Here is a 19,919-nt window from a genome sequence, read left to right on the forward strand (position 1 = left end):
TACTCATGGCAACTTGACGCTACCCGCACGGAACAAGGAATAACCCTTTGAAGCTGGAACTCAAGAACAGCTTGTCGGTGAAGTTACTCCGGGTCGTGCTCCTGTCAGCATTGATCGTCGGCGTGGTCTTGAGCTGCGCACAGATTGTTTTCGATGCCTATAAAACACGTCAGGCGGTTGCCAACGATGCCCAGCGCATCCTCGACATGTTCCGCGATCCCTCCACTCAGGCGGTCTACAGCCTGGATCGGGAAATGGGCATGCAGGTGATCGAAGGCCTGTTCCAGGATGACGCCGTGCGCATGGCCTCCATCGGCCACCCCCACGAAGCCATGCTCGCGCAAAAATCCCGCGAGCTGCAGCAGTCCCACAGCCGCTGGCTGACTGACCTGATCCTCGGCCAGGAACGCACGTTCACCACCCAACTGGTGGGTCGCGGTCCCTACAGCGAGTACTACGGCGACCTGAGCATTACCCTCGACACCGCCACCTACGGCCAGAGCTTCATCGTCAGTTCGGTGATCATCTTCATCTCTGGCGTCTTGCGCGCCCTGGCCATGAGCCTAGTGTTGTATCTGGTTTACCACTGGCTGCTGACCAAACCATTGTCGCGGATCATCGAACATCTGACTGAGATCAACCCGGACCGGCCCAGCGCCCACAAGATTCCGCAGCTCAAGGGCCATGAAAGAAACGAGCTGGGGGTCTGGATCAACACTGCCAACCAGCTGCTCGAATCCATTGAGCGCAACACTCACCTGCGCCATGAAGCGGAAAACAGCCTGCTGCGCATGGCCCAGTATGATTTTCTCACCGGTCTGCCGAACCGCCAGCAATTGCAGCAACAGCTGGACAAGATCCTTGTCGACGCCGGCAAATTGCAGCGTCGGGTCGCGGTGTTGTGTGTCGGGCTCGATGACTTCAAAGGCGTCAACGAACAGTTCAGCTACCAGACCGGCGACCAGCTGCTGCTGGCCCTGGCCGATCGCCTGCGGGCTCACAGCGGCCGCCTCGGCGCCCTCGCCCGCTTGGGTGGCGACCAGTTCGCGCTGGTCCAGGCCGACATCGAACAACCCTACGAAGCCGCCGAACTGGCCCAAAGCATTCTCGATGATCTGGAAGCGGCGTTCGCCCTCGATCATCAGGAAATCCGCCTGCGCGCCACCATCGGCATCACCCTGTTCCCCGAGGACGGTGACAGCACCGAGAAGCTGCTGCAAAAAGCCGAGCAGACCATGACCCTGGCCAAGACGCGCTCGCGCAACCGCTATCAGTTCTATATCGCCAGCGTCGACACGGAAATGCGTCGGCGTCGCGAGCTGGAAAAAGACCTGCGTGACGCCTTGATCCGTGACCAGTTCTACCTCGTCTACCAGCCGCAGATCAGCTACCGCGATCATCGCGTGGTCGGTGTCGAGGCGTTGATTCGCTGGCAGCATCCCGAGCATGGGCTGGTGCCGCCGGACCTGTTCATCCCGCTGGCCGAGCAGAACGGCACCATCATTGCCATTGGCGAATGGGTGCTGGACCAGGCCTGCAAACAACTGCGCGAGTGGCACGATCAGGGCTTCGTCGACCTGCGCATGGCGGTGAACCTGTCCACCGTGCAATTGCACCACGCCGAGTTGCCGCGGGTGGTCAATAACCTGCTGCAGATCTACCGACTGCCACCGCGCAGCCTGGAGCTGGAAGTCACCGAAACCGGCCTGATGGAAGACATCAGCACCGCCGCCCAGCACTTGCTGAGCCTGCGTCGCTCCGGCGCGCTGATCGCCATCGACGACTTCGGCACCGGTTATTCGTCATTGAGTTACCTGAAAAGCCTGCCGCTGGACAAGATCAAGATCGACAAGAGCTTCGTTCAAGACCTGCTCGATGACGACGACGATGCGACCATCGTCCGGGCCATCATCCAGCTGGGCAAAAGCCTGGGCATGCAGGTGATTGCCGAAGGCGTGGAAACCGCCGAGCAAGAGGCCTACATCATCTCCGAAGGCTGCCACGAAGGTCAGGGTTATCACTACAGCAAACCGCTGCCGGCGCGGGAATTGAGCGTCTACCTCAAGCAGGCCCAGCGCAGTAACGCGGCCATTTTGTAAGGGCAAAAAGATCGCAGCCTCGTTTCACTGTAGGAGCTGTCGAGTGAAACGAGGCTGCGATCTTTTAACGCGCCCCACATCTTTGCGTGAATAAGAAATATTTACAGGCGCAACCCTTTACACATAATGCGAAAGATTTGCATTATGTGGCACTTTTGCGCGCCCCGTGTGCGCCCACTCCATCACCGAAGCAGGATGTTCGCCATGATTCGTATGCCTCTGGCCACCGCCAGTCTGCTGGCCATCGCTATTTCCCTCGCCGGTTGCGGCGAAGGCAAAGACAAGGCTGCCGCCCCACAAGCGCCGACCCCGGCTGCCAGCACAGCTGCGCCTGCTACCACCGCTAAAGTCGATGAAGCCGCCGCCAAGGCTGTGGTTGCGCATTACGCCGACATGGTCTTTGCCGTTTACAGCGATGCCGAATCCACCGCGAAAACCCTGCAAACCGCCGTCGACGCGTTCCTCGCCAAGCCGGACGCCGACACCCTCAAAGCCGCCAAGGCTGCCTGGGTCGCGGCCCGCGTGCCTTACCTGCAGAGCGAAGTGTTCCGCTTCGGCAACACCATCATCGACGACTGGGAAGGTCAGGTGAACTCTTGGCCACTGGACGAAGGCTTGATCGACTACGTCGACAAATCCTACGAACACGCACTGGGTAACCCGGGCGCCACTGCCAACATCATCGCCAACACCCAGATTCAGATTGGCGAAGACAAGGTCGACGTGAAAGACATCACCCCGGAAAAACTCGCCAGCCTGAACGAGCTGGGCGGTTCCGAGGCCAACGTCGCCACCGGCTACCACGCCATCGAATTCCTGCTCTGGGGCCAGGACCTGAACGGCACCGGCCCTGGTGCCGGCAACCGTCCAGCCTCCGACTACCTCGAAGGCAAAGGCGCTACCGGCGGTCACAATGATCGTCGTCGCGCTTACCTGAAATCCGTGACCCAACTGCTGGTCAACGACCTGGAAGAAATGGTCGGTAACTGGAAGCCGAACGTGGCCGACAACTACCGCGCCACCCTGGAAGCGGAACCGGCTGAATCCGGTCTGCGCAAAATGCTGTTCGGCATGGGCAGCCTGTCCTTGGGCGAACTGGCGGGCGAGCGCATGAAGGTTTCCCTGGAAGCCAACTCCCCGGAAGACGAACAGGATTGCTTCAGCGACAACACCCACAACTCGCACTTCTACGATGCCAAAGGCATTCGTAACGTGTACCTGGGCGAATACACCCGTGTCGACGGTACCAAAATGACCGGCGCCAGCCTGTCGTCCCTGGTGGCCAAGGCTGACCCTGCTGCCGACACCACGCTGAAAGCCGACCTGGCTGCGACCGAAGCCAAGATCCAGATCATGGTCGATCACGCCAACAAGGGTGAGCACTACGACCAACTGATCGCTGCCGGTAACACCGCTGGCAATCAGATCGTGCGCGACGCCATTGCTTCCCTGGTCAAGCAGACCGGTTCGATCGAAGCCGCTGCCGGCAAACTGGGCATCAGCGACCTGAACCCGGACAACGCTGATCACGAATTCTGATCAACGCTGGCTGAGCGAATACAAAGGCGACCTTCGGGTCGCCTTTTTCATGCCTGTCTTTTGGGTGATGCTGATGGCCTCATCGCGGGCAAGCCACGCTCCCACGGGGTCAGCGCAAAACCCTGTGGGAGCGTGGCTTGCCCGCGATGGCCGCGACGCGGTCTGACATCAAACCCTGCCTCACATCAACCAAACGATAATTCCTCTTATTCAAACTCCCCTGCCCTGTTAGACTTTGCGCCCTTGTTTTGCTCGTCTTGCAGGATGTCCGATGCCCACGCTGCCTCTTCGCTTGTCTGCACTGTTGCTGGCCCTGGGCCTGAGTGCCTGCGATGACGCCCCGCGTTTTACCCAGGCCGAACCCGGTGAAGCCCGGTCCGGTGGCAGCGCGACAGTGCGCAAGACCGACAAGAACGCATTCTCCTTGCCCTCCGCCAATCTGCCGCCGTCACGGCGCGTCGACTTCAGCGTCGGCAATAGCTTCTTTCGCAGCCCCTGGGTGATCGCGCCGTCGACCACCACCGCCCGCGATGGCCTCGGCCCGTTGTTCAATACCAACGCCTGCCAGAACTGCCACATCAAGGACGGGCGCGGTCATCCGCCAACGCCCGATGCGCCGAATGCGGTGTCGATGCTGGTACGCCTGTCGATCCCCAATGCCCCCGCCTACGCCAAGGTCATCGAACAACTGGGCGTGGTGCCGGAGCCGGTCTACGGCGGCCAGTTCCAGGACATGGCGGTGCCCGGCGTCGCCCCGGAAGGCAAGGTGCGCGTCGATTACACGCCGGTCCCGGTACGCTTCAAGGACGGCAGCGAAATCGAGTTGCGTAAACCAATCTTGCAGATGACCCAACTCGGCTACGGCCCGATGCACCCGGACACACGTTTCTCGGCGCGCATCGCACCGCCGATGATTGGCCTGGGCTTGCTCGAAGCGATTCCCGACGAGGCCATCCTGGCCAACGCCGAGGCTCAGGCCCGAGAGAAAAACGGCATCGCCGGACGACCGAACCGGGTCTGGGACGACGCGCAGCAGAAGACTGTTCTCGGGCGATTTGGCTGGAAAGCCGGGCAACCGAACCTCAATCAGCAAAATGTTCATGCGTTCTCTGGTGATATGGGCCTCACGACCAGCCTGAAACCCATTGATGACTGCACCGACGCCCAAACCGCTTGCAAACAGGCGCCCAACGGCAATGGCCCGGATGGCGAGCCGGAAGTCAGCGACAACATTTTGCGTCTGGTGCTGTTCTACAGCCGTAACCTCGCCGTGCCGGCCCGTCGCGATGTTGGCGCACCTGAGGTGCTGGCCGGCAAGAATCTGTTTTTCCAGGCCGGATGCCAGTCCTGTCACACCCCTCAATTCACCACCGCCGCCAACGCCGCGGAACCTGAATTGGCCAATCAAGTGATTCGCCCTTACAGCGATCTGCTGCTGCACGACATGGGCGACGGTCTGGCCGACAACCGCACCGAGTTCCAGGCCAGTGGCCGCGACTGGCGTACGCCGCCGTTGTGGGGCATCGGCCTGACGCAGACGGTCAGCGGCCACACCCAGTTTTTGCACGACGGTCGCGCCCGCAACCTGCTCGAAGCCGTGCTCTGGCATGGCGGTGAGGCAAAAGCGGCGCAGCAACAGGTTTTGTCTTTCAACGCCGAACAACGCGCGGCGTTGCTGGCGTTTTTGAATTCCCTTTAATACGTATTCCTTCAGCGGGAGCCCGACATGTTCCGTCCCAAATTGTTGTTCACCAGCCTTGCCGCCCTCGCCCTGGGCGCCTGTTCGCCCCAGGATCCGCAAGCGGTCACCTCGGCGGCGATCGCCAAGCAAGTGATCCTGCCGAGCTACAGTCGTTGGGTGGAAGCCGACCGGCAATTGGCGGTCAGCGCCCTGGCGTTCTGCCAAGGCAAGGAAACCCTGGACACCGCTCGCGCCGACTTCCTGCACGCGCAGAAAGCCTGGGCCGAGTTGCAACCGCTGCTGATCGGGCCGCTGGCCGAGGGCAACCGTTCGTGGCAGGTGCAGTTCTGGCCGGACAAGAAAAACCTCGTCGGCCGTCAAGTCGAGCAACTGGTCACTGCGCAGCCGCAGATCGATGCTGCCGCCCTGGCCAAGTCCAGCGTCGTGGTGCAAGGCCTCTCGGCTTATGAATACATCCTGTTCGACAGCAAGATCGACATGGCCGACAGCGCTCAGAAAGCCAAATACTGCCCGCTGCTGACCGCCATTGGCGAGCGTCAGAAGCAACTGGCCGAAGAGATCCTGTCGCGCTGGAACACCAACGACGGCATGCTCGCGCAGATGAGCAAATTCCCCAACCAGCGCTACGCCGACTCACACGAAGCGATCGCCGATCTGCTGCGTGTGCAAGTGACTGCGCTGGACACCCTGAAGAAAAAACTCGGCACGCCGATGGGCCGTCAGAGCAAGGGTACGCCACAGCCATTCCAGGCCGATGCCTGGCGCAGCCAATCGTCGCTCAAAGGCATGGAAGCAAGCCTGAGCGCTGCGCAAACCGTCTGGGTGGGTGTCGACAACAAAGGCCTGCGCGGTCTGTTGCCGAGCGAGCAAAAACCGTTGGCCGACAAGATCGACGCGGCCTACGCAGCGTCCCTGAAACTGCTTGCCGGCAACCAGCGCTCGCTGACCGACATGCTCACCGACGATGCCGGTCGCCAGCAGCTGAACGACATCTATGACAGCCTCAACGTTGTCCACCGCTTGCACGAAGGCGAACTGGCCAAGGCGCTGGGCATCCAATTGGGCTTCAACGCCAACGACGGCGACTGATGAGGGCAAGTGCCATGCTGCGACGCCAGGCTCTGACGTTAGGGAGTTTGCTGCTGGGTGCGGTGACACTGGGCGGCTGGACGCTGTTCAAGCAAAAGGACAAAAGCCCGCTGCTGCTCTCGGCGCGGGACGACGGTGACGGCAAGCACTATGCCGTCGGTTATCGACTGGACGGCACCCGGGTGTTTGCCACCCAGGTCGGTCAGCGCTGCCATGACATCATCAACCACCCGACATTGCCGATTGCGCTATTCGTCGCTCGGCGTCCGGGCACCGAGAGCTACCTGATCGACCTGCGCGACGGCACGCTGTTGCAAACCGTGGTGTCGCAGCCGAACCGGCACTTCTACGGTCACGCGGTGATTCACCAGAGCGGTGACTGGTTGTACGCCACCGAGAACGACACCTCCGATCCGGGCCGTGGCCTGCTTGGTGTGTATAAGTTCGAAGGTGAGCGACTGGTGCACAGCGGCGAAATTTCCACCCACGGCGTCGGCCCGCATCAGGTGTCGTGGATGCCCGATGGCGAGACGCTGGTGGTGGCCAACGGCGGTATTCGTACCGAGGCCGAAAGCCGGGTCGAGATGAACCTCAATGCCATGGAACCGAGCCTGGTGCTGATGAAGCGTGACGGCACGCTGTTGAGCAAGGAAACACTGGCCCAGCAGATGAACAGCGTGCGGCACTTGGGTATCGCCAGTGACGGCACCATCGTCGCCGGTCAGCAGTTCATGGGCGATGCTCACGAGTCATCGGAACTGCTGGCAATCAAGCGTCCCGGCCAACCGTTCGTGGCCTTCCCGGTGCCCGAGCATCAGTTGCAGGCCATGGGGCATTACACCGCCAGCGTTGCCGTACACAGCGAACTGCGCCTGGTCGCCCTGACCGCGCCGCGGGGCAACCGCTTTTTTATCTGGGACCTGGACAGCGGTGAAGTACGCCTGGATGCACCGCTTCCCGATTGCGCCGGGGTCGGGGCCGTGGCCGACGGGTTTGTCGTGACCTCGGGTCAAGGCCGTTGCCGGTTCTACGATTGCCGCCAGACAAACCTTGTTGCAAAACCTCTGGAATTGCCTGCGGGGCTCTGGGACAACCACCTTCATCTGATCTGAACACGCAACCTGTAGCTGCTGGCGCAGCCTGCGTCCGGCTGCGCAGCAGTCGTGAAATCAGACACCGAGTTATATCAGACAAACCGCGGTGTCTGGATTACGACTGCTTCGCAGCCGAACGCAGGCTGCGCCAGCTGCTACAGTTGGAATCCCCTTCGCAGTGGGAGTAATGTTTCCGCCTGTCTCACCTGATTTTCTCCAAGGAAATGGAAATATGCTGCGTCGCCGCATGCTGATCATGTTGGGTGTTGTCCTGCTAATCGTGCTGGTCCTGGCCGGTTACAAAGCCTTCTCCATCTATACGATGATGAAGGGCTTCTCTGTGCCGAAACCACCGATCAGTGTCGCCGTGGCCACCGCCACCGAACGTCCGTGGCAAAGCCGTTTGCCAACGGTCGGCACCCTTACGGCGCTGCAAGGGGTCGATCTGAGCCTGGAGGTCGACGGCACCGTCAAGGAAGTTCAGTTCGAGTCAGGACAGAAGGTCAAGGTCGGTCAGCCGCTGCTGCAACTCGACAGCGCCGTGGAAACCGCCCTGCTGGCAACCGCCCAGGCCGACCTGGGACTGGCGCAACTGGATTACGGTCGCGGCAGCCAACTGGTAGGCAGCCAGGCTATTTCCAAAGGTGAGTTCGACCGACTCTCGGCGGTACTGCAAAAGAGCCGGGCCACGGTCAATCAGCTCAAGGCGGCGCTGGAAAGAAAACGTATCCTCGCACCGTTCAGCGGGACCATCGGTATTCGACGGGTAGACGTCGGCGACTACGTGGCCAGCGGCACGATGATCGCCACCCTGCAAGACCTCAGCAGCCTCTACGTCGACTTCTTTGTACCCGAGCAGGACGTGCCGAAGATCATCCTCGGCCAATCGGTACAGGTCATTGTCTCGGCCTACCCGACGGAGACTTTCCCCGGCACCGTCAGCGCCATCAACCCGAAGGTAGAAAGCAGCACCCGCAACGTGCTGGTGCGCGCGACCCTGGCCAACCCCGATGGCAAACTCCTGCCGGGGATGTTTGCCAGCCTGCAGGTGTTATTGCCTGACCCGCAGCTGCACATCGTGGTGCCGGAAAGCGCGATCAGCTACACCCTTTATGGCAACTCGCTGTATGTCGTCGCGCAGAAAAAGGCCGAAGATGGCAGCCTCGAAAAAGACGACAAGGGCGAACCGGTTCTGATCGCCGAACGACGCTTCGTCGAAACCGGCGAGCGCCGCGACGGGATGGTCATGATCACCAAAGGCGTGCAGAACGGCGAAAAAGTGGTCACGGCTGGTCAGCTCAAACTGGACCACGGCGTGCACGTTGCCATCAGCGACGACAAGACCCTGGCTGAGAAGAACAGTCAGCCGCGCGCTGACTGATCAAGGAATCCCCATGGCTTTTACCGATCCGTTCATCCGCCGCCCGGTGCTCGCCACCGTGGTCAGCCTGTTGATAGTGCTGCTGGGCTTCCAGGCCTGGAGCAAGTTACCGCTGCGCCAATACCCACAAATGGAAAACGCCCTGATCACGGTGACCACCGCTTATCCCGGAGCCAACGCCGAGACCATCCAGGGCTATATCACCCAACCGATGCAGCATAGCTTGGCCAGCGCCGAGGGCATCGACTACATGACCTCGGTCAGTCGCCAGAACTTCTCGGTGATCTCGATCTACGCGCGCATCGGTTCCAACACCGACCGCCTGTTCACCGAACTGCTGGCCAAGGCCAACGAGGTCAAGAACCAGCTGCCCCAGGACGCCGAAGACCCGGTGCTGAGCAAGGAAGCCACCGGCGCCTCGGCGCTGATGTACATCAGTTTCTTCAGCAACGAGCTGAGTAACCCGCAGATCACCGACTACCTGTCCCGGGTTATCCAGCCGAAACTGGCGACCCTGCCGGGCATGGCCGAAGCCGAGATTCTCGGCAACCAGGTGTTCGCCATGCGCCTATGGCTGGACCCGGTGAAGCTCGCCGGTTTCGGCCTGAGCGCCAGCGATGTGACCAACGCCGTGCGCCAGTACAACTTCCTCTCCGCCGCCGGCGAAGTGAAAGGCGAGTACGTGGTCACCAGCATCAACGCCAACACCGAACTCAAATCCGCCGAGGCCTTTGGCGCAATTCCGCTCAAGGTCGACGGTGACAGTCGTGTGCTGTTGCGAGACGTGGCGCGGGTCGAGATGGGCGCGGAGAACTACAACACCATCAGCTCCTTCGGCGGTACACCCTCGGTGTACATCGGCATCAAGGCCACACCCGGCGCCAACCCGCTGGACGTGATCAAGGAAGTGCGCAAGATCATGCCGGACCTGGAAGCCCAGTTGCCGCCAAACCTCAAGGGCGAAATCGCCTACGACGCCACGCTGTTCATCCAGGCCTCCATCGACGAAGTGTTGAAAACCCTGTTCGAAGCGGTGCTGATCGTGATCGTGGTGGTGTTCCTGTTCCTCGGCGCCCTGCGTTCGGTGGTGATCCCGGTGGTGACCATTCCGCTGTCGATGATCGGCGTGATGTTCTTCATGCAGATGATGGGCTACTCGATCAACCTGCTGACCTTGCTGGCGATGGTCTTGGCCATTGGGCTGGTGGTGGACGACGCCATCGTGGTGGTGGAAAACATCCACCGGCACATCGAAGAAGGCAAGACACCGTTGGATGCCGCGATTGAGGGCGCACGGGAGATCGCCATGCCGGTGGTGTCGATGACCATCACCCTGGCGGCGGTCTATGCGCCGATCGGCTTCCTGACCGGCCTGACGGGGGCGTTGTTCAAGGAGTTCGCCCTGACCCTGGCCGGGGCGGTGGTGATTTCCGGTGTCGTCGCCCTGACGCTGTCGCCGATGATGTGCGCCATGCTGCTGCGCCACGATGAAAACCCCAGCGGCCTGGCCCATCGCCTGGACGTGATCTTCGAAGGCCTCAAGCGCCGCTACCAGCGCGTGCTTCACGGCACTCTCAACACCCGGCCGGTAGTGCTGGTGTTCGCGGTGATCGTGCTGTGCCTGATCCCGGTACTGCTCAAGTTCACCAAGTCGGAACTGGCGCCGGACGAAGACCAGGGCGTGATCTTCATGATGGCCAACGCCCCGCAACCAGCCAACCTCGACTACATGAACGCCTACACCGACGAGTTCGTCGCCATTTTCAAGGAGTTTCCCGAGTACTACTCCTCGTTCCAGATCAACGGCTTCAACGGCGTGCAATCGGGAATCGGCGGCTTCCTGCTCAAACCCTGGAATGAACGCCACCGGACCCAGATGCAGATCCTGCCGCTGGTCCAGAGCAAACTGGAAAGCATTCCCGGGCTGCAAATATTCGGCTTCAACCTGCCGTCCCTGCCAGGCACCGGCGAGGGCTTGCCGTTTCAATTCGTGATCAACTCGGCTAACAGCTACGAGGCGCTGTTGCAGGTGATGGACCGGGTGAAAAAAAGAGCGATGGAATCTGGCAAGTTTGCTTTTGTCGACGTCGATCTGGCCTTCGACAAGCCCGAAGTCGTGGTGGATATCGATCGCGCCAAGGCTGCACAGATGGGTGTGTCCATGCAGGACCTGGGCGGGACGCTGGCGACGATGCTGGGCGAGGCGGAGATCAACCGGTTCACCATCGAAGGTCGCAGCTACAAGGTCATCGCTCAGGTGGAACGGCCCTACCGCGATAACCCTGACTGGCTGAACCATTATTACGTCAGGAACACCAAGGGCGAACTGCTGCCCCTGTCGACCCTGATCACCGTGACTGACCGCGCGCGGCCGCGTCAGTTGAACCAGTTCCAGCAACTCAACTCGGCGATTCTTTCCGGGGTCCCGCTGGTCAGCATGGGTGAAGCCATCGACACCGTGCGCCAGATCGCCCGGGAAGAGGCACCGACGGGTTACGCCGTTGACTATGCCGGTGTCTCACGGCAATACGTTCAGGAAGGCAGCGCGCTGTGGGTCACCTTCGCCCTGGCCTTGGCGATCATCTTCCTGGTGCTGGCGGCCCAGTTCGAAAGCTTCCGCGATCCTCTGGTGATTCTGGTGACTGTGCCGCTGTCGATCTGTGGCGCATTGATCCCGTTGTTCCTCGGCTGGTCGAGCATGAACATCTATACCCAGGTGGGGCTGGTGACGTTGATCGGACTGATCAGCAAGCACGGGATCCTGATCGTCGAGTTCGCCAACCAGTTACGCAAGGAGAAAGGCCTGACACCTCGCGAAGCGGTGGAGGAAGCGGCGGCCATTCGCCTGCGCCCGGTATTGATGACCACGGCGGCAATGGTGTTCGGCATGGTGCCGTTGATCATCGCCACGGGCGCGGGGGCCGTCAGCCGGTTCGACATCGGCACGGTGATCGCAACGGGGATGTCGATCGGGACGCTGTTCACCTTGTTTGTGCTGCCGTGTATTTACACATTGCTGGCCAAACCCGATAAACCTTAACGTCAAAAAGCAAAAGGCCTCGCAACTGCGAGGCCTTTTATTTGGGCTTCAATCTGTTCAACTCTGTGGCCTCAGTCCCTGAGAGAGTCCGAACATGAACAGTAACAAGTCATGATCGGGTTGAGTGGCCACGGGTGCTTTGGCTACCCGGGGCAACGGACAATGTGCGTCGCCGTGCACGGAACTGAGGACCTGCGTGCGGGGCTGCTCCCAGGCAGCCACCGCCAAAGAAGCAACTGCCAAGGCTCCGGCTAAAAACAAACCTCGTGCAATTTCGAGTTTCATTGCGATAAGCCTTTGATAGCGCTGCCAAACGCCTTGTTATAAAAGTAGACGAGTTTTTTCCAGTCTGTATCGCTGAACGACGAGTGGCGACGCCCTTGCTTCAGGTCATGGGGCGCAGCTGCAAAGTGCACTGTCATTCTGTTACCTCTTGCGTAATACATAGACCCGCCACATGGCATAGAGCGGTAAAAAATCCATTTGCCCCTGAATATGGAAACCCGCCTGCTCGAACTCCTTTTCAATCGTAGCAGCCGGTAACACAAATCGAGTCTGGTAACCTTCCTGCCCACGCTGCCTCTCGGCGCGCTTGCGTTTCCAAGCCTTGAAATTGCCGTCGACCCATAACGAAACGATCACGCTGTCGCGGGTGACACGCTCGAATTCGCGCAGGATGGTCAGTCGTTGCTCGGCTTCACCGATGTGATGGAGCAGACGCATACAGAAAATGCTGTCGACCGCGTTATCGGGCAAGGCAATGTCGAATGCAGACGTGTGCAAGGGTTGTACCCTTTTGACCACGTCGGCGGGTTGCGTGCGCATGGCAGTCTTGAGCATGGACACCGAGTTGTCGGCCCCGATGATGACACGGTTGTGCTTTTCCGCGAGCAACGGCCAGAAACGCCCGGCACCGCAGGGCAAATCGAGGACCAGGCCAGGTTCACCGGCCAACGCCAGGGCCTTTCGCGCCAGGTGTTCATCACGCCATTGGGACAGCCGGCGACCGAGCCCCACCTGGTGCTTGCGCACATTTTGCTGTGCGGGTTGATCGTCGTATTTTTCGGAGAAGCCGAGCTTTATCGGGCCAGCCATGACTGCAATCTCCTGAGCTTCTGATAACAACCACCTTAAGTTGCGGGGTGTCAGCGTCAGGTCATGCCTTGGTGAAAATTTCGTCAGGTAAAACCCGAAATCATTTCAGGGTTTTACCTGACGACCCAATCAGACTCGGGACGGCCCCAACTCCACCTGAAAACGGCAGCCATTGGGTTCCATATTCGTCAGGCTGACACTCCAGCCCTGGTTCTCGCAGATCCGCTGCACCAGCGACAGTCCCAGCCCCAAGCCCTCGCCACGCTTTTCGCTGCCGCGCACGAAAGGCTCGAACATCGCCTCGCGTTTTTCTTCGGGAATGCCTACACCACTGTCCTCGACCACGAACCCTGTATCCGTCAGGGCCAAGCGGATAAACCCATGCTCGGTGTAATGCAGCGCATTGCGCAACAGGTTGCCCATCACCGCGTGCAGAAGCGTCGCGTTATAGCGAGTGTCCGGCGGGTTACCCAACTCGACGTTCAACGTCAGGCCCTTGGCTTCGATCGGTTCGCGCCATTGGGAAAGCAGCCCGTCGGCCACCTGACTGAGGCTCTGCTGGGGGCCCATGCTGGCGTCTTCATGCTGAGCGCGGGCCAGCATGAGGAAGGTCTGCACCAACTCGCGCATCTCTGCGCAAGCCCGGGCGATCCGCTCAACCTGGGCACGCCCGCGCTGATCGATGCAGGGGTTTTCCAGCAACAACTCACAGGAACTGGCCAACACCATCAATGGCGTGCGCAGTTCGTGGCTGACGTCACTGGTGAACAATCGCTCACGGGTCAACGCCTGACGCAAGCGCCCGAGAGTGGCGTCGAAGGCCACGGCCAATTCGCCCACTTCATCGGCGGCATAATCCGGTGCCAGTGGCGGCGCCAAGCCCAACAACTGATCGCGGTGGCGCACCTGACGGGCCAGTCGCACCACCGGCGCCATCACCTTGCGCGCCAGCACCCAGCCCAGAAATACCGCCAGCGCCAGGCTCAGCACGAAACCTACCAGCACTACGGCAAACAGCACCCGTTCACGCTCTTCGAAATCGCTCTGGTCCTGCAGCAGCACATAACGCCGTCCGTCGACGATTTCGACCATTGCGTGATACGACAGATGGTCGCGAAATACTTCATGAAAACCTGAGTCCAGATGCCGCAAATCCTTGGGCAACTCAAAATCGCCCGGCCCGCCGCTGAAATAGAACAGTTGGTCCGGCTCGGGGCGGTGGCTCCAGTCCGTCACGCTGTCCATCAGCAACAGGCGTTGCAAATCGCCACCCAGACCTGACGAAATCAGTTTCTCTTCCACCAGGTGCACGGTCGCGATGATGCCTATCGCGAAGGCTCCCGCGACCAATGCGCTCATCAACGCAAAGGCAATGATGATCCGTTGCGAAAGGCTCTGCTTAAACTCCATCACGGCCCTCGGCCAAGCGATAACCGACGCCGTGCACCGTGTGCAGCAAGGGTTTGGCGAACGGCTTGTCGATCACCTGGCGCAATTGATGGACGTGGCTGCGCAGGCTGTCGCTGTCCGGGCAGTCGTCGCCCCACAGGGCCTCTTCGAGAATTTCCCGGCGCAGCACGTGCGGGCTTTTCTGCATCAACACCGCCAGCAACTTCAGGCCCACCGGGTTGAGTTTCAGCAGGCGGCCTTCGCGCGTCACCTCCAGGGTATCGAGGTCGTAGCTCAGATCGCCAACCTGCAAGGCACGGCGACCGCCACCTTGGGCACGGCGCATGACCGCCTCGATGCGCGCCGCCAGTTCGGACAGGGCAAAGGGTTTGATCAGGTAATCATCAGCGCCGGACTTGAAGCCTTGCAGGCGGTCGTCCAATTGATCGCGCGCGGTGAGCATGATCACCGGCGTATCACGGCGGGCGTCTTCGCGCAGGCGTTTGCACAGGGTGTAGCCATCGATGCCGGGCAGCATGATATCGAGTACGATCAGGTCATAATGCTCGGTGGCCGCCAGGTGCAGGCCCGATAAACCGTCCTGCGCGCAATCCACGGTGTAACCTTTAAGCCCCAGATAATCGGCCAGGTTGGCCAGGATATCGCGGTTGTCTTCAACCAATAGAATTCGCATCGGCACCTTCTCCGTATACAGTAACGGCCGTCTTGGCGCGCAGCTTAAGGCCAAGTGTGGCTCAGGGCTAGGGCGGCCGGTCTAAGAATCGATTCGCTCAACCAAATAATGGTGATAACAAGTTTTTCACTATCGATTCACAACCTGACTACAGCGCTCAATAGAAGCTATCGCGCCATTTATATAGGGAATGTAGATAATGGATTGTTTGAAGACGGCGCCAATGCGCTTTTTGCTACTGATAACCGGCTCCTGGCTGGTCATTTTTCTCCTGACCCGAAGCGTCCTGCTCCTCACTCATCTGGATGAGGCCGGCAGCGGATTCCTGCCAGTGTTTGGCATCGGCCTGCTTTATGACCTGGGGTTCATTGCCTACGCGGCGCTGCCCATGGGCCTCTATCTGCTGCTATGTCCGCCGGCCTTGTGGCGCCGCCGTGGCCATCGCTGGTTTCTTCAGGGACTGCTGACCGTCAGCCTGTTTGCCATGCTGTTCACGTCCGTGGCCGAATGGCTGTTCTGGGATGAGTTCGGTGTGCGTTTCAACTTCATCGCCGTCGATTACCTGGTGTACTCCGACGAAGTGCTGAATAACCTGCTGGAGTCGTACCCGATCGGCAAGCTGCTGGGCCTGCTCGCGGTGCTGGCCGTGGTCCTGAGCTTTGCGCTGCGTAAATCCTTCAACGCTGCGCTGGACGCACCATTGCCTGCCATGCGCGGACGTCTGCTCAATGCAGTCGGCCTGCTGATCGTCGCGGGCCTGAGCGCGCAACTGCTCAGCCAGGATGCGCCGCGCGCTCAGGGCGGCAATGCCTATCAGAACGAACTGGCGAGCAATGGCCCGTACCAGTTCTTCGCCGCCTTTCGCAATAACGAACTGGATTACCCGCAGTTCTACAGCACCCTGCCGACCTCCGTCGTCGCGCAACAGATTCGCGCTGAACTGACCGAGCCCAATGCTCGCTTCATCGGCGAGGATCCACAGGACATCCGCCGGATGATCGATAATCCCGGCACCGAACGAAAACCCAACATCGTGCTGGTCACCATCGAAAGCTTCAGCGCCAAGTACATGGGCAGCAATGGCGACGACCGCAACCTGACACCAAACCTCGATGCCTTGCGCAAACAAAGCCTGTACTTCAATAATTTCTACGCCACCGGCACCCGCACTGATCGCGGTCTGGAGGCAATCACCCTGGCCATTCCACCGACGCCGGGGCGCTCGATCGTCAAGCGCGTGGGTCGTGAAAGCGGTTTCGCCAGCCTCGGCCAGCAACTCAGCGCCGTGGGTTACGACAGCGTATTCGTGTATGGCGGGCGCGGTTACTTCGACAACATGAACGCGTTCTTCAGCGGCAACGGCTATCGCGTTGTCGACCAGAGCAGCGTCGATGAATCAGAGATTCACTTCAAGAACGCCTGGGGAATGGCTGACGAAGACCTTTACAACCAGACCCTGAAACTGGCCGACGCCGACTACGCCAGGCAACAGCCGTTTCTACTGCAACTGATGACCACCTCCAACCATCGCCCCTACACCTACCCGGATAACCGGATCGATATCAAATCCGGTAACGGACGCGACGGTGCAGTGAAGTACACCGACTTCGCCATTGGTCAGTTCCTCGATCAGGCGCGCAAAAAACCCTGGTTCGATAATACAATCTTCGTCTTCGTTGCCGATCACACGGCTGGCAGCGCTGGCAAAGAAGATTTGCCGATCAGCAACTATCAGATTCCGCTGTTCATCTATGCACCGAAGCTGATCGACGCTCGGGAAACCGCACAGCTGGCCAGTCAGATCGACCTTGCGCCAACGTTGCTCGGGCTGCTGAACCTGGATTACCAGTCGACGTTCTTCGGTCGCAACCTGTTGCAGGACAATCCACTGCCACCGCGAGTGGTGGTTGGCAACTATCAACATCTGGGCTTGTTCGACGGTAAGGATTTAGCGATCCTGAGCCCGCGTGAGGGTCTGCGTCGCCACGACGATGCACTGACCGACAGTCGCGAATCACGGGCCACCACCGTTGATCCGTTGATCACCCGCGCAATTACTTATTACCAAACTGCCAGTCATGGCTTCAAGCAACAGCTGCTCGGCTGGAAAGCGCCCACGGAGGGCACCCGCCAAGTCAGCGAACGTTAATCGAATGGCCCCGGGCTGATGCCCCGGGGTTTTTCCATTCATCAGGATCCACCATGTCATCAACTGCTGTCCGTCCCACCTCCCGCCCGCTCAACTTCTGGCTGTGCCTGGGAGTGCCCGCCATTGCGGCGATCACCCTGATGCTGCTCGAGTTGACGTCCCTGGACATGGACCTTGCCAAGCTGTTCTATGATCCGGTCGCCGGTGCATTCATCGGGCGCCACAGTTATTTCCTGGAAGACATCCTGCATGACCGGGCCAAGCAAGTGGTCATTGCCTTTTCGGTGTTCTCAATCCTGGGCTTTGTCGGCTCCTTTTTCATTGAAAGGCTCAAACCGTTCAAACGTGAAATGGGTTGCCTGGTGTTATCTCTGGCGTTGGCAACCTCCTTTGTCACTCCGCTCAAAGCGGCAACGGCGGTGCAATGCCCATGGAGCCTGGAACAATTTGGCGGGCACGAAACCTACAGCGAACTGCTGAGCCCTCGCCCGCATACCGACAAGCCAGGCCGTTGCTGGCCCGGTGGTCATGCGGCAACCGGTTTCACCCTGTTTGCGTTGTTCTTTGTGTTGCGTGACCGACGCCCACGACTGGCACGCTATGCGTTTATCTTCGCTTTCACGTTGGGCTCGGTGTTTTCCATCGGCCGGATGATGCAGGGCGCGCACTTCTTCTCGCACAACGTGTGGACGGCGATTTTCTGCTGGCTGTTTTGCCTGGGGGCGTACTACTACATCCTGTACCGGCCGGCCTCCAAGACTGAACAGGCGAACGAGGCAAAACCGGTCAGCGCCTGAACCGACGCCATCGCGGGCAAGCCCCGCTCCCACAGGTTTACGCAATCCACTGTGGGATCGTGGCTTGCCCGCGATGGATGACCGCGACGCGATCTGCGGACCTACCAAAATGAAGGCAATAAAAAGCCCCGCCTGCTCAACGCAGGCGGGGCTTTTTTATAGGGGTAAGGCTGGCTTACATCATGCCGCCCATGCCACCCATACCGCCCATGTCTGGCATACCGCCGCCAGCTGCGCCTTCTTTCTTCGGTGCTTCGGCAACAGCGGCCTCGGTGGTCAGGATCAGACCGCCAATCGAGGATGCAGCTTGCAGAGCCGAACGGGTCACCTTGGTTGGGTCCAGGATGCCCATTTCGATCATGTCGCCGTATTCGCTGGTGGCAGCGTTGTAACCGAAGTTACCCGCACCTTGCTTGACCTTGTCGACAACCACGCTTGGCTCGTCGCCGGAGTTGGCAACGATCTGACGCAGTGGCGCTTCGACCGCACGACGCAGAACAGCGATACCAACGTCCTGATCGGCGTTGTCGCCTTTCAGTTCGCTGATGGCTTGCAGGGCACGGATCAGTGCCACGCCGCCGCCAGGTACCACGCCTTCTTCAACGGCTGCACGGGTAGCGTGCAGGGCGTCTTCAACGCGGGCTTTCTTCTCTTTCATTTCAACTTCGGAACCAGCACCAACCTTGATCACTGCAACGCCGCCGGACAGTTTGGCCAGGCGCTCTTGCAGTTTTTCACGGTCGTAGTCGGACGAAGTGTCGGCCACTTGCTGACGGATCTGGGTCACGCGAGCCTGGATATCAGCCTCAACGCCGGCGCCGTCGATCACGGTGGTGTTTTCTTTGGACAGGATCACGCGCTTGGCATTACCCAGGTGTTCCAGGGTAGTGCTTTCCAGGCTCAGACCGATCTCTTCGGAGATCACGGTACCGCCGGTCAGAACAGCGATGTCCTGCAGCATGGCCTTGCGACGGTCGCCGAAGCCTGGAGCCTTGACGGCTGCGACTTTAACGATGCCACGCATGTTGTTCACAACCAGAGTCGCCAAGGCTTCGCCTTCAACGTCTTCGGCCACGATCAGCAGTGGACGGCCGGCTTTGGCAACGGCTTCCAGTACTGGCAGCATTTCGCGGATGTTCGAGATCTTTTTGTCGACCAGCAGGATCAGCGGACCGTCCAGCTCGGCAGTCATGGTCTCTGGCTTGTTGACGAAGTACGGGGACAGGTAGCCACGGTCGAACTGCATGCCTTCAACAACCGACAGTTCGTTTTCCAGGCCCGAGCCTTCTTCAACGGTGATCACGCCTTCTTTACCGACTTTTTCCATGGCTTCGGCAATGATGTCGCCGATGGAGTTGTCGGAGTTGGCCGAGATGGTACCTACCTGAGCGATTGCCTTGGTGTCAGCGCAAGGCTTGGACAGGTTCTTCAGCTCTTTGACGATAGCGATGGTCGCTTTGTCGATACCGCGCTTCAGGTCCATCGGGTTCATGCCGGCAGCGACGGCTTTCAGGCCTTCGTTGACGATCGACTGAGCCAGAACGGTAGCGGTGGTGGTGCCGTCGCCTGCGTCATCGTTGGCACGGGAGGCAACGTCTTTGACCAGCTGCGCGCCCATGTTTTCGAAGCGGTCTTCGAGTTCGATTTCTTTGGCTACGGAAACGCCGTCCTTGGTGATGGTCGGAGCGCCGAAGCTCTTCTCGATGATCACGTTACGGCCTTTCGGGCCCAGGGTCGCTTTTACTGCGTCAGCCAGAACGTTGACACCGGTGAGCATTTTCTTGCGGGCGGAGTCGCCGAATTTAACTTCTTTAGCAGCCATGATCGATATTCCTTAAATACTTTGTAGTA

14 protein-coding genes are annotated in these 19,919 nt (G+C 59.9%); 9 read left to right on the forward strand and 5 right to left on the reverse strand.

Annotation, left to right across the window (positions count from 1 at the left end):
- The first annotated feature begins 47 nt into the window (after positions 1 to 47).
- The 7 genes from JUI81_RS16510 to JUI81_RS16540 all read left to right on the forward strand — a co-directional run bounded on the left by JUI81_RS16510 (position 48) and on the right by JUI81_RS16540 (position 11,944).
- The gene (locus JUI81_RS16510) at positions 48 to 2,099 is read left to right on the forward strand and encodes a bifunctional diguanylate cyclase/phosphodiesterase (RefSeq protein ID WP_018926575.1); all 2,052 of its coding nucleotides are present in this window, start codon (positions 48 to 50) and stop codon (positions 2,097 to 2,099) included.
- A 204-nt stretch (positions 2,100 to 2,303) separates the two neighbouring features.
- Positions 2,304 to 3,638, forward strand: coding sequence for an imelysin family protein (locus JUI81_RS16515; protein WP_204124675.1), 1,335 nt, complete (start codon positions 2,304 to 2,306; stop codon positions 3,636 to 3,638).
- Positions 3,639 to 3,909: 271 nt separating this feature from the next.
- Positions 3,910 to 5,337 carry a di-heme oxidoredictase family protein gene (locus tag JUI81_RS16520; protein ID WP_028939446.1) on the forward strand — a complete coding sequence of 476 codons (1,428 nt, stop codon included), beginning with the start codon at positions 3,910 to 3,912 and terminating at the stop codon, positions 5,335 to 5,337.
- 27 nt (positions 5,338 to 5,364) lie between these two features.
- The gene (locus JUI81_RS16525) at positions 5,365 to 6,429 is read left to right on the forward strand and encodes an imelysin family protein (protein ID WP_018926578.1); all 1,065 of its coding nucleotides are present in this window, start codon (positions 5,365 to 5,367) and stop codon (positions 6,427 to 6,429) included.
- Between the two features lie 14 nt (positions 6,430 to 6,443).
- Positions 6,444 to 7,541, forward strand: coding sequence for a DUF1513 domain-containing protein (locus JUI81_RS16530; protein WP_096480987.1), 1,098 nt, complete (start codon positions 6,444 to 6,446; stop codon positions 7,539 to 7,541).
- 214 nt (positions 7,542 to 7,755) lie between these two features.
- A complete protein-coding gene (locus JUI81_RS16535) occupies positions 7,756 to 8,904 on the forward strand; it encodes an efflux RND transporter periplasmic adaptor subunit (protein WP_204124676.1) in 1,149 nt (382 codons plus the stop codon).
- A 13-nt stretch (positions 8,905 to 8,917) separates the two neighbouring features.
- The gene (locus tag JUI81_RS16540) at positions 8,918 to 11,944 is read left to right on the forward strand and encodes a multidrug efflux RND transporter permease subunit (RefSeq protein ID WP_018926581.1); all 3,027 of its coding nucleotides are present in this window, start codon (positions 8,918 to 8,920) and stop codon (positions 11,942 to 11,944) included.
- 57 nt (positions 11,945 to 12,001) lie between these two features.
- Here the strand turns inward: JUI81_RS16540 and JUI81_RS16545 are convergent, their stop codons facing one another.
- The 4 genes from JUI81_RS16545 to colR form a co-directional block, all read right to left on the reverse strand.
- Positions 12,002 to 12,229, reverse strand: a complete 228-nt coding sequence (locus JUI81_RS16545; protein ID WP_026331876.1) for a hypothetical protein — start codon at positions 12,227 to 12,229, stop codon at positions 12,002 to 12,004.
- 141 nt (positions 12,230 to 12,370) lie between these two features.
- On the reverse strand, positions 12,371 to 13,039 hold the full coding sequence (locus JUI81_RS16550; protein WP_019581540.1) for a class I SAM-dependent methyltransferase: 669 nt from the start codon (positions 13,037 to 13,039) through the stop codon (positions 12,371 to 12,373).
- Between the two features lie 129 nt (positions 13,040 to 13,168).
- Positions 13,169 to 14,449 carry a HAMP domain-containing sensor histidine kinase gene (locus JUI81_RS16555; RefSeq protein WP_028939449.1) on the reverse strand — a complete coding sequence of 427 codons (1,281 nt, stop codon included), beginning with the start codon at positions 14,447 to 14,449 and terminating at the stop codon, positions 13,169 to 13,171.
- Complete coding sequence (gene colR, locus JUI81_RS16560) at positions 14,439 to 15,122, reverse strand: two-component system response regulator ColR (RefSeq protein WP_007938890.1); 684 nt, start codon at positions 15,120 to 15,122, stop codon at positions 14,439 to 14,441. Before colR ends, JUI81_RS16555 begins: the two co-directional genes overlap by 11 nt.
- Positions 15,123 to 15,321: 199 nt before the next feature.
- Between colR and JUI81_RS16565 the strand changes: the two genes are divergently transcribed.
- Together JUI81_RS16565 and JUI81_RS16570 are read left to right on the forward strand one after the other, a co-directional pair.
- Entirely contained in the window at positions 15,322 to 17,271 is a 1,950-nt protein-coding gene (locus tag JUI81_RS16565; protein ID WP_204124677.1) for an LTA synthase family protein, read from the forward strand.
- Between the two features lie 53 nt (positions 17,272 to 17,324).
- The gene (locus JUI81_RS16570; RefSeq protein WP_019581543.1) at positions 17,325 to 18,068 is read left to right on the forward strand and encodes a phosphatase PAP2 family protein; all 744 of its coding nucleotides are present in this window, start codon (positions 17,325 to 17,327) and stop codon (positions 18,066 to 18,068) included.
- A gap of 175 nt (positions 18,069 to 18,243) precedes the next feature.
- Here the strand turns inward: JUI81_RS16570 and groL are convergent, their stop codons facing one another.
- Positions 18,244 to 19,890 carry a chaperonin GroEL gene (gene groL, locus JUI81_RS16575; RefSeq protein ID WP_019581544.1) on the reverse strand — a complete coding sequence of 549 codons (1,647 nt, stop codon included), beginning with the start codon at positions 19,888 to 19,890 and terminating at the stop codon, positions 18,244 to 18,246.
- Positions 19,891 to 19,919 lie beyond the last annotated feature (29 nt).

The sequence above is a fragment of the Pseudomonas sp. 008 genome, from assembly GCF_016861935.1.
GTDB lineage: Bacteria > Pseudomonadota > Gammaproteobacteria > Pseudomonadales > Pseudomonadaceae > Aquipseudomonas.